The 15005-nt window shown below is 49.5% G+C and carries 13 protein-coding genes and 1 tRNA gene; 2 read left to right on the top strand and 12 right to left on the bottom strand.

Translation table 11 applies throughout. From position 1 onward, the window contains the following. Positions 1 to 44: 44 nt before the first annotated feature. The 3 genes from rluB to ACSSVF_RS08690 form a co-directional block, all read right to left on the bottom strand. Positions 45 to 1154 (bottom strand): 23S rRNA pseudouridine(2605) synthase RluB, encoded by a 1110-nt coding sequence (gene rluB / locus ACSSVF_RS08700; RefSeq protein ID WP_492402881.1) that lies wholly within the window; start codon positions 1152 to 1154, stop codon positions 45 to 47. A gap of 158 nt (positions 1155 to 1312) precedes the next feature. After that, on the bottom strand, positions 1313 to 2998 hold the full coding sequence (gene recJ, locus ACSSVF_RS08695; RefSeq protein WP_492402879.1) for a single-stranded-DNA-specific exonuclease RecJ: 1686 nt from the start codon (positions 2996 to 2998) through the stop codon (positions 1313 to 1315). A 37-nt stretch (positions 2999 to 3035) separates the two neighbouring features. Beyond that, positions 3036 to 4028 carry a hypothetical protein gene (locus ACSSVF_RS08690; RefSeq protein WP_492402878.1) on the bottom strand — a complete coding sequence of 331 codons (993 nt, stop codon included), beginning with the start codon at positions 4026 to 4028 and terminating at the stop codon, positions 3036 to 3038. A gap of 253 nt (positions 4029 to 4281) precedes the next feature. On the opposite strand from ACSSVF_RS08690, the gene ACSSVF_RS08685 reads away from it, so the two are divergent. Both ACSSVF_RS08685 and ACSSVF_RS08680 read left to right on the top strand, forming a co-directional pair. Continuing rightward, complete coding sequence (locus ACSSVF_RS08685; protein WP_492402876.1) at positions 4282 to 6393, top strand: putative bifunctional diguanylate cyclase/phosphodiesterase; 2112 nt, start codon at positions 4282 to 4284, stop codon at positions 6391 to 6393. Positions 6394 to 6613: 220 nt separating this feature from the next. Then, a complete protein-coding gene (locus tag ACSSVF_RS08680) occupies positions 6614 to 7015 on the top strand; it encodes a hypothetical protein (protein ID WP_492402874.1) in 402 nt (133 codons plus the stop codon). Positions 7016 to 7050: 35 nt separating this feature from the next. Here the strand turns inward: ACSSVF_RS08680 and ACSSVF_RS08675 are convergent. The 9 genes from ACSSVF_RS08675 to thrS form a co-directional block, all read right to left on the bottom strand. Next, positions 7051 to 7127, bottom strand: a tRNA-Pro gene (locus tag ACSSVF_RS08675). Between the two features lie 106 nt (positions 7128 to 7233). Continuing rightward, complete coding sequence (locus tag ACSSVF_RS08670; RefSeq protein WP_492402872.1) at positions 7234 to 7659, bottom strand: MerR family transcriptional regulator; 426 nt, start codon at positions 7657 to 7659, stop codon at positions 7234 to 7236. Between the two features lie 14 nt (positions 7660 to 7673). Then, positions 7674 to 7988 (bottom strand): integration host factor subunit alpha, encoded by a 315-nt coding sequence (locus ACSSVF_RS08665; protein ID WP_055826063.1) that lies wholly within the window; start codon positions 7986 to 7988, stop codon positions 7674 to 7676. Between the two features lie 181 nt (positions 7989 to 8169). Then, complete coding sequence (pheT, locus tag ACSSVF_RS08660) at positions 8170 to 10518, bottom strand: phenylalanine--tRNA ligase subunit beta (protein ID WP_492402870.1); 2349 nt, start codon at positions 10516 to 10518, stop codon at positions 8170 to 8172. A 45-nt stretch (positions 10519 to 10563) separates the two neighbouring features. After that, positions 10564 to 11565, bottom strand: a complete 1002-nt coding sequence (gene pheS, locus ACSSVF_RS08655) for a phenylalanine--tRNA ligase subunit alpha (RefSeq protein ID WP_492402868.1) — start codon at positions 11563 to 11565, stop codon at positions 10564 to 10566. Positions 11566 to 11648: 83 nt separating this feature from the next. Next, on the bottom strand, positions 11649 to 12008 hold the full coding sequence (rplT, locus tag ACSSVF_RS08650) for a 50S ribosomal protein L20 (RefSeq protein WP_379031113.1): 360 nt from the start codon (positions 12006 to 12008) through the stop codon (positions 11649 to 11651). 10 nt (positions 12009 to 12018) lie between these two features. Further along, complete coding sequence (gene rpmI, locus ACSSVF_RS08645) at positions 12019 to 12216, bottom strand: 50S ribosomal protein L35 (protein ID WP_019881750.1); 198 nt, start codon at positions 12214 to 12216, stop codon at positions 12019 to 12021. Positions 12217 to 12318: 102 nt separating this feature from the next. Continuing rightward, the gene (infC, locus tag ACSSVF_RS08640; RefSeq protein WP_492402865.1) at positions 12319 to 12846 is read right to left on the bottom strand and encodes a translation initiation factor IF-3; all 528 of its coding nucleotides are present in this window, start codon (positions 12844 to 12846) and stop codon (positions 12319 to 12321) included. Between the two features lie 97 nt (positions 12847 to 12943). Beyond that, the gene (thrS, locus tag ACSSVF_RS08635; RefSeq protein ID WP_492402863.1) at positions 12944 to 14866 is read right to left on the bottom strand and encodes a threonine--tRNA ligase; all 1923 of its coding nucleotides are present in this window, start codon (positions 14864 to 14866) and stop codon (positions 12944 to 12946) included. Positions 14867 to 15005 lie beyond the last annotated feature (139 nt).

Genomic DNA, 15005 nt, shown 5'->3' with positions numbered 1-15005 from the left:
CTCATATTCGCTTAAATAAACCTCAGTGAGGTTTATTTAAGCAGTTAACCACGTCCGCGATCCCTGTCACTGCGCTTTTTAGCACCCGTGTTCACGCGTGCATTCTGGCGTGAAGCCTGTTTTAAATCTGAATCCTGGCGAATACGGCGAGAGCCCGGTGGCGGTGCAGGACGTGCAGGTTTTTCTGCAGGCGCTGGGCCATTCGCGCTTTCCAGCAGGCTGCGGCGTTGTTTGCGTACTTTAGGCACAAACACACTGGTCGCACGGTCTTTTTCACGCGGGCTTAATTGCTTGAGTGGTTTGTGTGGCACCGGCAAACCTGCCCACTCCAGAATACCCACCACCTGTTTTTGCTCCAGCTTGAGCATGGTGCCGCGCTTCAGGCGTGGCGGTAAATTGATCGGGCCGAAGCGCACGCGCATTAAACGGCTGACTGGCAAGTGAAATGCCTCGAACAAGCGGCGTACTTCGCGGTTACGGCCTTCTTTGATGACGACCTGATACCATTTGTTGACACCTTCGCCACCACTGGCGTGGATGCTCTCGAAGTTGGCCGGGCCATCTTCCAGCTCAATACCCTGTTTCAGTTGCGCGAGCTGGTCTTCTGTCAGTTCCCCCAGGATACGCACGGCATATTCGCGCTCGACTTCATAACGCGGATGCATAAAATGGTTAGCTAACTCACCTGAATTGGTAAAGATCAGCAAGCCACTGGTGTTCATATCCAGGCGGCCAATCGCAATCCATTTACCCTGTTTGATCTTGGGTAATTTATCAAATACCGTGGCGCGCCCTTCCGGGTCATCCTGGCTGACCAATTCGCCTTCCGGTTTGTGGTACAGCAATATCTGCGGTAATTCCGGTTCAAACGGCAAGTGCAGAATACGGCTATCCAGGCGCACGATGTCCTGCTCAATGACGACGGCCCCTAACACTGCCACCTGGCCATTAATCGTGATGCGGCCACTTTCAATCAGTGTTTCCATATCGCGCCGCGACCCGAACCCTGCCAGTGCCAGCAGTTTATGCAAGCGATGTCCGGCACGTGCGGGAGCACCCGGCTCGTCGCCTTCTACTTCTGCAACAGGTGGCTGGGGTGCTGCTGGACGTTTTGCGGGGGAACCTGGTTTAGGTGTTTTAAATGGACGCGCCATGTTTAACCTCTTGAATGAAGGCTGTATTTTACCGTATTTAAGAGCTTCGCCCTAAGGCTAAATCTTGTCTGGCTAGAAAACCCTGGCTGAACCCCCGCCCTGGAAACGGCAGGATGCATGCAACTTGCCCGGGGGAATTTAAATACGTATGTCCGGCATCAGGCTATGTCTGCATGTACCACTTGTAATTGCAGATTCCTGGCGCCATTAAATTCGTTGATTTGCAGGGCATAAGCAAGTGTCACCTGATCAGGCAACAAGGTCGCATGCTGGAAATAAATGGCCTCGAACTGCGCACCCTGTTTTTGCAAACGTAGTTTAAGATGTTTTTCACCCAGGATGCGTTGCTGTATGACTTCAAAATCATCATAAAACAAAGGTGGTGGAAAGCCCTGACCCCATACCTGATGGCCAAGGATTTCTGCATTGTGTAGCGTCATTTCCTGTACGGCTAGCGCGCCATCTGTTTCCAGCACTTGTTGCAGCGTTTCCGCATTAATCAGTTGCTGCACTACTTGCTCAAACGTTTGCTGAAAAAGGGCAAAATCCTGTTCGCGTATGCTCAGGCCGGCGGCCATGGCATGCCCGCCAAATTTGAGGATCAAATCAGGTTGCAGCTTGGTCACCAGATCCAGGGCGTCACGCAGGTGCAGCCCGGCAATCGAACGCCCTGAGCCCTTGATCAGGCCATCACCAGCATCGGCAAATGCAATCACCGGCCGGTGGAAACGCTCTTTAATGCGTGAGGCAAGGATACCAATCACACCCTGGTGCCAGTCTGGCTGAAACACACTGATGGTGTATTGGCTATCTTGAAAGTCCTGCGTCAGGTCAGCCATGGCATCCCACTGCATCTCGGCTTCGATTTGTTTGCGCTCGGCATTTAATACGTGTAACTGCTGCGCATAAATCATGGCTTCTTGCGGCGTGGTCGCCAGCAGGCAACGGATACCAATCGTCATATCATCCAGCCTGCCAGCTGCATTCAGGCGTGGGCCAACATAAAATCCCAAGTCTTGTGCAGTGACTTGCTCGGCATTGCGCCCGGCCAGTTTTAAAATCGCCAGGATGCCAGGACAAGCCAACCCTTGCCGGATACGTTTTAAGCCCTGCCGTACCAGGATACGGTTATTCGCATCCAGTTTAACCAGGTCAGCCACGGTACCTAAAGCCACCAGATCCAACAAGCTTCCCAGGTGAACTTCCTCGCCTGCCAATAAACCACGTTGCTTGAGTTCGGCCCGCAAGGCAATCAGTACATAAAACATCACCCCGACACCAGCCAGATGTTTACTCGGAAAATCACAGCCCCGCTGATTCGGGTTCACAATACAATCTGCTATCGGGGTTTGTTCGGCAGGCAAATGGTGATCGGTGATCAACACCTGCATGCCTAAGGCTTTCGCCGCGCTGACGCCATCAATGCTGGCAATGCCGTTATCTACTGTCAGGATCACATCCGGTTGCTGTTGTGAGGCTAGCGCGACAATTTCAGGCGTTAAGCCATAACCATATTCAAACCGGTTAGGCACCAGGAAATCCACCTGCGCCCCCATCATGCTTAAGCCACGCATGGCCACGCTGGTGGCAGTCGCGCCATCAGCATCATAATCACCAATGATCAGGAGTTTTTTCTTTTCCTGGATGGCATTTGCCAGCAGCCTGGCCATCTCGCCACAGCCAGTCAGCGCCTGCGGTTTGAGCAAGTGCGGCATCTCCTGCAAGCCCCAGTCATCGGCTGACACTTGCCTGGCTGCCAGCAAACGGGCCAATATTTCGGGTAAGCCCTGCGCTTGCAAGGCCTGCAACGCGCTAGTTGTGTATTGTCTTTGCTGAATCTTCATCTTTGCTGAGTTTTATTTCCGGATAACGACCACACGCTCAAACGGACGCTGGTAATTTAAAGGTTGGCAATGACGCTTCAAGTTTTTCAAACAGGCCCGGCAAGGTATGCGTCTTGCGCCAGAACTGCCAGCGATAGCGCTTTTTATAAGTCACTTTTACGCTACGCTCTGCAAGTGGCAAGGTGATCTCAAGCATGGATATGCGACCTTTCATCAATGCAGCAGAAAGACGATGCCAGTCCACCTGTTCTATCTGGTCAACGACCATGAGCGCGTTAGTGATGGTTTCATCTTCCAGCGCCTCTGCCATTGAACACTGCTTCACGGCCGGCAACTGCGATACACGCAAGCCGTCAAACACAACCCCGGCGCCAAAAACAGCTTGCCAGCGATGTTTCCATACCGGCATTTCCGGCACACTGGCAAACCAGAGACTATTCAATTGCTCCGGCCAGCCCGGCAAGTGAGGGGCATTAGAAAACTGGTGTAGCAGCATCTGGCTTTCGTTGGTCCATTGCCGTATCAACGAAGCGTGTGTGCCTTGTGGCTGCCACTGAAATGCCTGCTGGTATAAACAGTCTTGCGGCCAGGAGCACTGTACTTCAAGCGGATTCAGGGGCTGTATCCACCAGAATCGCTGGTCGGCGGTGGCATGTACGATAAAATCCTGCTGAAAGTGCTGTTGCAGGGTTTCCGTCAAATACGCATAACTCTCTGGCGACATTTGAACGGTTCCCTGCAGCGAAAAAGTATCTCGCTGTAAACCCAGATGCACTGGCAACAGACATAACGCAGGCACACCGGTGATCGAAGCCTGCCGTCCACGCAGGACTGCAGCCACTTTTGATACGCCAGGTGTGCGATCTACATCGTGCAAGGTGCTAAATAAAGCATTCAACGGCGTGGCAGCATCTACTTGCCAGTCAGCTTTCAGAAGCAAGGGGCATTGATCGGTAATACGCTGAATCACCGCCGCGGATTCGGCGGCTGCATCAGACAAATAATCTGTGATATAAATTTGCTGTATCATGAAAAAACAAATACACTCTTCTGCAAAAACAAGTTAACAATCTGCTGGCTGGTTCAACTTGCTGGCGGGCCGGATTAGCGATCTGGTAAACTTTGCTGGCTTGGTAAAACACAGCAGATAAAATGTTACCTTAAGTATCTTTTGGACTTATACACGAAATCTGGGGGGATGTCATGACTGCAGCAAGCGCCATTGACCATGATCATCACTACGTATTAGCCGTTGCTTTGAATTAAATGAATTATCTGGAACCATGCAATTTTTCCAAACCTTAGGTATTCAGTCCAGACTACTATTACTGGTGATTGCGCCAGTATTTGCTTTATCCTGTTCCTTCTTGCTATTTGATTTTCAAAAGCAATTGCAGAGCGATGAAGACAAGCTGAGCCAACATGCGTTAACCACCGCAAAATTCCTCTCTGCCGTTGTGCATAATCAATCAGAGCTGCATGGCCGCCCTTACATTGATCGTTTGCTAAAAGCCAGCCAGCTTGACCGTGAGCCTTATCTTTCATTAATGATTTCCGATGCGGCTAACCGCCCGCTGGCGCAACTTGGCGCTTCTTTCATCGTGGACGAATCATTACCACAGCAAGATACCCATGTGATGCAGCAGGCTACGCATGACGTGACCATGGTGAGAATTTTCACCACAGAAGCTAAGCACGCCCTGCTAGGATATGTGTTTGTCGCCATTGATAAAGCCGCGATGGTAGAAGATCACCGTCAGGCATTTATCCGGAATATCGGTTACATCACCCTGGGGCTAATGCTATGTTCGGTGCTGGTGTATTGGGTGAGCCGTTCTATCAGCCAACCCATACGCGAAATGACGGCTGCGCTCAAACGTTTTGTGGTGGGTAACCAGCACATCAGTCAGGTCAAAAACAGCTTGCCGGAAATCCATTCCCTGCAAACCACGATCAATGAGATTTCCAGAGAGATGCAGCATGTTGAAGCCGACATGCGTCATCGTATCCAGGATGCCCAGGCGCAATTACGTTACCAGGCACGGCATGATGCCTTAACTGGCCTGGTCAACCGTCAGGAACTGGAAAGGCGTTTGCAACAAGCGCTGGAAGACGTGAAACAGCACAAAGCCAACCATGTGTTTTGCTATATGGATCTGGACCAGTTCCGTGTGATCAACGACACCTGCGGCCATCCTGCTGGCGATGAAATGCTCAGGCAGATCAGCATGATCCTGAGTCAGCGTATTCGTGCTGAAGACACTTTTGCCAGGCTGGGCGGCGATGAATTCGGTTTATTACTGAGCTATTGCCAGGTTGAAAAAGCGATCGAGATCGCAGCGCAGTTGCGCCAAATGGTAGAAGCATTCAGATTCATGCATGAAGGCCGCCTGTTCCAGACCGGCATCAGTATCGGCATTGTTGAAGTCACCGCAGACCTGAAAGATGTGGGCCAGGTCACCCGCCATGCAGATGCAGCCTGCTATGTCGCAAAAGATAATGGCCGTAACCAGATTCACCTGTTCCATCCTGAAGATGATGTGTTACTCAAGCGCCACGTTGAAATGGAATGGGTATTACGCATTAACGAAGCCATAGAACACAATGACTTTGTGCTGTATTGCCAGGGCATATTCCCCATGCAGCAGAAAGAGCTGCCGCCTTTCTACGAAATCCTGATCCGTAAGCGCGACGAAAATGGCGGCATTATTCCTCCAGCCGAATTCCTGCCCTCCGCCGAACGTTATCAATTGATGACCAAAATCGATCGTTGGGTGATTCAGCACGCATTTATGGCATTGCAGCCATTATTCAAAACACAATCGGCCACTAAGCCATTTATCGTCAGCATCAATCTTTCCGGCATGTCTTTAGGTGACGCTACCCTGCTGCCCTATATTAAAAACTGCTTTGCCAACTATGAGATTTCACCCAGCCATGTCTGCTTTGAGGTCACGGAAACCTCTGCCATCATCAATATCGACCACACCATCAAATTGATTACTGAATTAAAAGCGATGGGGACACGATTTATGCTGGACGACTTTGGCAGTGGCATGTCTTCTTTCAGCTACCTGAAACACTTACCGGTAGACTTTCTCAAAATGGATGGCGCTTACGTAAAAGATATCACCATCAACAAGGTGGACCTGGCGATGGCCAAAGCCATTCAAAGCGTGGCTGAATCGATGAACATTCAAACCATTGCTGAATATGTGGAAGATCAGGCTACGCTGGACTGCCTGAACGAAATGGGTGTCGCATATGCACAGGGCTTTTACCTCAACAGGCCAGCGCCGCTGAGCGAAGCGCTCTCCCGGCATTTTTCTGCCCACCACCCCTCACAAAAACAAACCACTAGCCAGGCTGCCGTTGCCACTGATATCAGTGCCTAAAATTTGAGAATACCCGCCATTTAACAGGGTTCTAGGAAACTTTGTGTTGTTTTAATGGCAGTGATATCCGCCGGTAGATGACTTTACAAACGCAAGTTTATCAATAGCATGAAAGGTTCGAGGCTCTTATTTCGCACCATCAAGGATCCTTAAACATCGATAAAATGCGAAACCTGACACAACCTGTATTTCAAATTACGTGTAGAAGGTAAGGCCTATTGTGATAAGAGTAATAATTTCTTTGGCTGTCTTACTCACTGCATCATGCGCGCAGCAATCAATCACCACAACTAATACTTATGAAAAGGCAATGCCATTTTCTAAAGCCGAAATCAAAAAAATTGAAGCTGAGCAAGAAGCAACATGCGCTAAATATTCAAGCAAATCAAACATTCGCATAAAGCGGATGAAAGAAATCAATGCATCCATGAATGAACCAGGCTTAACGCAAAAGCAGAAAAACCAGAGATATGATGTTGCAATGGCACACCTTAATGATGGGCTAGAAGATTCCGAACAGCTAAAAGATAAATGTGACGCATTGAATAAAAGGCTAGATGAAATGTATGCGGCAAATCATAAAGCTGGTGATCAATACTTAGATCAGCGCAAAAATAAATGATGATGAATGTGACAGGACTTGTGTAGATTTGATGTTGGTCGGAACGGTGTGATTCGAACACACGACCCCTTGCACCCCATGCAAGTGCGCTACCAGGCTGCGCTACGCCCCGACATTTGATTTCAAGCGGGAACCCGCCTGAAAAGAAGGCTGAATTATAAAACAAAACCGCATATTCGCTAAGCAGAATATGCGGTTTTGTGTATTTGGAAGGCTGATTAAGCGGCGACTTTGAGCAGGTTAATGACCTGCTGGATCTGCTCTTTTAACGCCAGAATATCGACAGAGGGTAATCTTGAAGCTTCAGCAGCAAGAGCTGCTGTATTCAAGCTAGCCGCAGATTCAGCGGCCAGGCGGCCTGCTTTATCGGCTTTCTCTTCTACACCATCCAGGCGATTACGTGCGCCACTGATGGTGAACCCCTGCTCATACAACAGTTCGCGGATTTTACGGATCAGCAGGACTTCATGATGCTGGTAGTAACGGCGATTGCCGCGGCGTTTGACCGGCTTGAGCTGGGTAAACTCTTGTTCCCAGTAGCGCAATACGTGTGGTTTTACACCGCAAAGCTCGCTGACCTCACCGATGGTGAAGTAGCGCTTGGCGGGGATAGGCGGTAACGTGATTTTTTGCGCTTCGACCATGTCTGGATATTAAATTATGCTTGGGCTTGCAAGGGTTGTTCTGCGTAATGCTCTTCAACCCGTAACTTCAATTTTTGGCTGGCATGGAAAGTCACCACGCGACGTGCCGAAATTGGTATTTCTTCACCTGTTTTTGGGTTACGGCCTGGGCGTTCGGATTTGGTGCGTAATTCAAAATTACCGAATCCGGAAAGTTTTACGCTATCGCCGTTTTCCAGTGCATTACGCACTTCTTCAAAAAACGCTTCCACCATGTCTTTGGCTTCACGTTTGTTTAACCCGACTTGTTCAAACAACAAATCAGCCAAGTCAGCTTTTGTGAGTGTCATTAACGATCCCCTGAACCTTCTTATTATGTGAGATGACGCTAGTATTAAATCAACTGGTTATTCGGGTTTAATCCAATGATTTTCCCAGAGAATATGCCAGATACTATTTCGAAATTATCCTGGCACTATTTCAAGAACTATCCTAGTGATGTTCAAAAACTATCGTAGCGATGTTCGAAATTTAACGTAGTGCTGCAGAAAAATTTGATGACCAATTTTTGAGGATTTGTGACACGATTGCATCCACTTCCTCATCGACCATAGTTTTGCCAGTATCTTGCATAAGTACAAGAAATGCAAGGCTTTTTTTGTTTTCTGGCACGCCTTTTCCCTGGTAAACATCAAACAATTTCACTGTTTGCAGCTGCGGAATTTTCTCTGCAATAATGGCATTTATCATGTCTTGTGCAGAGATATTTTGCTCAACAACCATGGCCAGGTCGCGACGCACCGGCAAAAATTTACTGACTTCCTGGTAAGCCGGAACCTGACTGGCCTGGATAGCTTCTGCATCAATTTCAAACAGGAAACAGGCCTGATTCAATTGATATTGCTGTTGCCATTGCGGGTGTAGTTTACCCAGCCAGCCAACGGCTTTTTCACCGACGAAAATACGCGCTGACTGGCCAGGATGTAATGCCGGATGCTGCTCAGACACAAAACGTACTGGCTGGGCAAACAAGGCCTCAACGTGTGCTTTCGCATCATAAAAATCAAAGGCTTGGGCTGCACTGCCCCATTGCTCAGGCAATGCATTGCCGTAACATAGCCCGGATAAAGCCAGGGTTTCAACATAACCTTGTGCCTCACGCGCATATCTGCTGCCTACTTCAAATAACAGTGCGCGCGATTGCTGGCGATTGAGGTTGTAGCTCAAAGTATCGAGCAAACCACCCCATAAACCAGAGCGCATCACGCTCAGGTTGCTGGCGATTGGATTCTTCAGGGAGATTGGATGCTGGTTGCCGTACAGATCACGCTCCCAGGCAGCATCGACAAAGCTGTAGGTGATGACTTCCTGGTAGCCTTGCTGCACCATGACGTCACGCAAGTGATCGGGGTGACGCTGGGCTTCCGGCGCGGCCAGCATGGCTTGTGAAGCGACTGGCGTCAATGCAGGGATATGTTCATAGCCATGCAGGCGCGCGACTTCTTCAATTAAATCTTCTTCACGCGCAATATCGAAGCGGAAGCTAGGTGCACTGACTTTAAACACACCACTGGTTTCGCTATACACGAATCCTAATTGCGTCAGTAGCTGGCCAACTTGCGCTGCACTAATATCAATGCCAAGCACTGAAATCAATCGGTCATAGCGCAAGGTGACCTGTTTACGTGCTGGCAACTGGTTGGTGCTGGTGGTGACTGCACCGGCCTTGCCGCCACAGATCTCAAGCACCAGCGCAGTTGCGCGCTCTAATGCTTGCAAGGTATTGCCGAAATCGACGCCACGTTCAAAACGGTAGGAAGAGTCAGTACTCAGGCCCAGACGACGTGCTTTGCCGGCCATGATATCTGGCGTGAAGAACGCACTTTCCAGGAAAATAGCCTGTGTTGCATCACTGACTGAGCTAGGTTTGCCGCCCATAATACCAGCCAAAGCGACTGGACCATTAGCATCTGCAATCACCAGGTCATCCGTTTTTAAAGTGATTTCAGTATCGTTCAGTAGCGCCAGTTTTTCGCCCGCTTGCGCAAAACGCACCTGAATATCGCCTTGCAGCAAGTTCAGGTCAAAGGCATGTAATGGCTGGCCTAGTTCAAGTAATACGTAATTGGTGATATCAACCAGGGCGCTGATGCTGCGGATGCCGCTGCGTTCAAGTCTGCGCACCATCCAATCTGGCGTTGCAGCTTGTGCATTGACGCCTTCAACCACCCTGCCGTAATAGGCTGGGCATGCCTCGCTGGCGGCAATTGTGACGGCCTTGGTGTGTTGGCTATCGACAGTTGCTGTCTGAATGGCTGGCGCTTGTATAGGCGCGCCGGTCATGGCGACCACATCGCGTGCAATACCGAGAATACTCAGGCAATCGGCACGGTTTGGGGTGAGCTTGAGCGTATATGTGTGATCGTTCAGGTCAAGATACTCACGGATATCCTGCCCGACTGGTGCATCCGCTGGCAGCTCTAGAATGCCATTCGCTTCAGTGGCAATGCCCAGTTCTTTGGCTGAACACATCATGCCAAAGGATTCGACACCGCGCACTTTGGCCTGCTTGATGCTAATGCCTGGCAACTCGGCACCGACCAGGGCACAAGGCGCTTTCAGGCCCGCACGGGCATTGGCTGCACCACATACGATCTGCAGTATCTCGCCGCCGACATTGACTTTACAGACCTGCAAACGGTCTGCATCCGGATGCTTGCCCGCTTCCAGAATTTCTGCAACAACAATGCGGTTAAAAGCAGGTGCGACCGAGGTCAACTCCTCCACTTCGAGACCAGCCATGGTCAATGCGTGACCCAATTGCGCAGTATCCAGCGCTGGATTGACCATAGAGCGTAACCATTGTTCTGAGAACTGCATATTCTTGTCTTTACCTAATTAATCAGAGTTAAAAGTAACGGGCGGTTATTTAATAAACTGCTGCAAAAAGCGCAGGTCATTATTAAAAAAGTGACGTAAATCATTCACACCATAGCGCAGCATGGCCAGACGCTCGACACCGAGACCGAAGGCAAAGCCGCGGTATTTTTCGCTGTCGATATTCACGTGCTTAAGAACTTCAGGATGCACCATGCCGCAACCACCAATCTCCAGCCAGCCGCCGTTCCAGCTCATGTCCATTTCGGCAGAGGGTTCGGTGAACGGGAAGAATGAAGGGCGGAAACGCACCGTTAGGTCATCGCGTTCAAAGAATTTCTGTAGGAAATCCTGCACCACGCCTTTTAAATTGGCAAAGCTGATCTGCTCATCGACCCATAAACCTTCCACCTGGTGGAACATAGGTGAATGGGTGGCATCGGAATCCACACGATAGACACGGCCAGGCGCGATAATCTTCAGCGGAGGCGTGTTATCTTGCATGTAATGCACCTGCACGGGCGACGTGTGCGTACGTAGCACATGCTCCATGCTGTCATTACCGCTATCCACATAGAAAGTGTCATGCATGGCACGTGCAGGATGATTATCAGGAATATTCAACGCAGTGAAATTATAAAAATCCGTTTCGATCTCGGGGCCATTCGCCACGCTAAATCCAATCGAATGAAACAGCGCTTCTACCCTGCGTAAAGTCAACGTCACCGGGTGCAAGCCGCCAGCAGACTGGGTACGGGCAGGCAAGGTGACATCAATGCTTTCACTTGCCAGTTGTTTGGCTTGTTCAGCGGCGAGAATGCTGTCGCGGCGCGCATTGAGTGCCTGCTCTACCGCCTGTTTAACCACATTAATCGCAGCGCCGGCTGCCGGACGTTCTTCGGCAGACAGTTTGCCAAGGCCTTTTAAGGCTTCGGTGAGCGCGCCAGATTTTCCCAAGTATTTAGCTTTGGCATTTTCCAGGGCAGGCACATCATGACAGTTAGCAAAATCTTGCTGTGCTTCTGCGATTAAGGGATTAAGATCGGCCATAGGTATATTTTCTAGCAATTGTGTTTTGTACAGCGATTGAAATAAAAAAAAGAGGCCGCAGCCTCTTTTTTCGTTAGGTCAGACTAGGCGCTTAAACCTGATTTTGCCAATTCTACGAATTTAGCGAAAGCAGCTTTATCAAACACAGCCAGGTCAGCCAATACTTTACGGTCTACTTCAACCGCAGCTTTTTTCAAGCCATTCATGAAACGGCTATATGTCAAACCAGCTTCACGGGCTGCAGCGTTGATACGCGCAATCCACAAAGTACGGAATTGCCGTTTTTTCTGACGACGGTCACGGTATGCGTATTGACCGGCTTTCATCACTGCCTGCTTGGCAACGCGGTAAACGTTCTTACGACGACCACGGTAACCTTTAGCGGCTTTTAAAACTTTCTTGTGTCTTGCGCGGGCTATGACGCCACGTTTTACTCTAGGCATATCGGTCTCCTTATTGTGTTGGCATCATTGCGCGAACGCGTTTGACATCAGTTGCAGAAATAATGGAAGTACCGCGCAGCTTACGTTTTTGCTTGGTGGTTTTCTTGGTCAGAATATGGCGCAAGTGAGAGTGCGTACGCTTCACTTTACCATTACCCAAGAACTTGAAGCGCTTTTTGGCGCTGCTCTTTGTTTTCATCTTTGGCATTTTGGTCTCCTTAGAGGTTGAATAGAGAGTAACTAGGCAGCCAATTTAGCCGTATTACTCCAAAAAAACTTTATGTATTGCTTTAAAACTTTTGCGCCGAAATCATTCAGCGGCTGGCGTTTCTTTTTCAGCAGGTTTATCTGCTTTTTTCACGACTGGTATCGCTTTCTTTGCCGGTGCAAGCACCATCACCATTTGGCGGCCTTCCATTTTAGGATATTGCTCAACCAAAGCGTGCTCTGACAAATCCGCTTCCAGACGTTTTAACAGGGCCAAACCAAATTCCTGGTGCGTAATCTCACGCCCACGGAAGCGCAAAGTAATCTTTGCTTTATCACCATCGCCCAAAAAGCGGATGATATTACGTAACTTGATGTTGTAATCGCCATCATCGGTGCCGGGCCTGAACTTGACCTCTTTAATTTGCACCTGTTTTTGTTTCAGCTTTTGCTCATGCAGACGTTTGCTCTCGGCGTATTTGAATTTGCCATAATCCATCAAACGGCACACTGGTGGTGCAGCATTTGGTGCAATTTCAACAATATCAATATCAGCTTCTTCCGCTTTGGCAAAGGCCTCTCTCAGAGTCATCACACCTAACGGTTCGCCATCTACACCAACTAAACGCACTTGTGGCGCGGTAATATCGCCATTGATGCGTGTATCTTTATCTTGAGCTATAACAATCCCCTAAACAATAAACAAAGCCGCACGGCACCAAGGAAAATCAGACCTTGCTTTGGATGTCTTGCTGCACACGCGTTACAAACGCGTCTACCGTCATCACACCCAGATCTTCACCTTTTCTGGTACGTACGGCCACTTGACCATTTTGCATTTCCTTGTCGCCCACCACGATCAGGTATGGCAACTTCTGCAAACTATGTTCGCGTATTTTATAGGTAATCTTCTCATTTCTCAAGTCAAAATCGCATCGAATGCCATTTTTCTTCAAACTTTCAACCACTTGGCGTACATAATCGGCTTGGCCATCAGAAATATTCAACACCATGACCTGCACTGGTGCCAGCCACGCTGGCATCGCGCCAGCAAAGTTTTCAATCAGGATACCAAGGAAACGCTCCATGGAGCCGACGATGGCGCGGTGCAACATGATAGGCCTCTGACGTGAATTATCTTCAGCGACATACTCTGCCCCCAAGCGCTCTGGCAAGTTAGGGTCAAGCTGGATAGTGCCACATTGCCACATCCGGCCCAGTGAATCTTTCAGTGTAAACTCGATTTTCGGGCCATAAAAGGCACCCTCGCCCGGCTGGTATTCGAATTCCAGACCATTGGCTTTAATGGCATTGGCCAATGCAGTTTCCGCCATATCCCAGGCTTCTTCAGTACCGACACGTTTTTCAGGGCGGGTAGATAACTTGACGATCACATCATCAAAACCGAAGTCTTTGTAAACTTCGTACAACATCTTGATGAAGTCTGCTACTTCGGCTTCGACTTGCGATTCCATACAGAAAATATGGGCGTCATCCTGGGTAAAGCCGCGCACGCGCATCAGGCCGTGCAAGGAGCCAGAAGGCTCGTTACGGTGGCACGAGCCAAACTCCGCCAGGCGCAAAGGCAAATCACGGTAGCTATGCAGGCTGCTGTTGAAAATCTGGATATGTCCGGGGCAGTTCATCGGCTTGACTGCGTAATCGCGGCTTTCCGATTGCGTGACAAACATGTTGTCGCGGTAGTTTTGCCAGTGGCCGGATTTTTCCCACAGGGTTTTATCCAGCACTGTCGGCGTACGCACTTCCTGATAGTCGTACTCTTTGAACTTGGCCCGCATATATTGCTCGACTTCTTGCCAGATCACCCAGCCGCGCGGATGCCAGAACACCATACCAGGTGCATCGTCCTGCATATGATAGAAATCCAGCTGCTTGCCAAGCTTGCGATGGTCGCGCTTTTCGGCTTCTTCCAGCATATGCAAATAAGCTTCCAGCTCATCTTTATTGCGCCAGGCAGTACCGTAAACACGCTGCAACATTTCGTTATTACTGTCGCCACGCCAGTAAGCGCCGGCCAGTTTCATCAGTTTGAACGCTTTCAGCTTGCCGGTATTTGGCACGTGCGGGCCGCGACACAGATCGGTAAAGCCACCTTCTGAATATAGCGACACATCCTCATTGCTGGGGATGCTGGCAATAATCTCGGCTTTGTAATGCTCGTTGATACTTTTGAAATAGGCGACCGCTTCATCGCGAGGCAATACCTTGCGCTCCACTTTTTCGTCTTTTTTGGCCAGCTCGACCATTTTCTTTTCAATGGCGGCCAAGTCATCCGGTGTAAATGGGCGCTTGTAGCTGAAGTCATAGTAAAAACCATTATCAATCACCGGGCCTATGGTGACCTGCGCATCGGGGAACAGTTCTTTGACTGCATAAGCCAGTAAGTGAGCGGTAGAATGCCGGATAACATCCAGGCCTTCGTCGTTCTTATCGGTAATGATAGCGAGATCGACATCCTGTTCAATCAGGTAACTGGTATCCACCAGTTTCGCTTCTTGTCCTGGTTGCGTGACTTTGCCTGCCAATGCAGCCTTTGCCAGACCGGCACCAATATTCATCGCGACATCCGCCACGGTCACCGACTGCTCAAAGCTTCTGGTAGACCCATCAGGCAAGCGTATTACAGGCATGTATCTCTCTCACTCAGGTTAAAATCACTATAAAAACAAGCGCATGGCGCTTACTTTACAGCCAAACAAACATTATCGCACAGCGCGTGAAAAATCCGCAACGGGACACCGTATGCGTCCTGTCCAGACAGGGCATAAA

It is taken from the genome of Methylophilus sp. E2MeOHC9 (assembly GCF_058744375.1).
The sequence above is the reverse complement of the archived record's forward strand: the minus strand, read 5'-3'. Positions and strand labels throughout refer to the sequence as shown.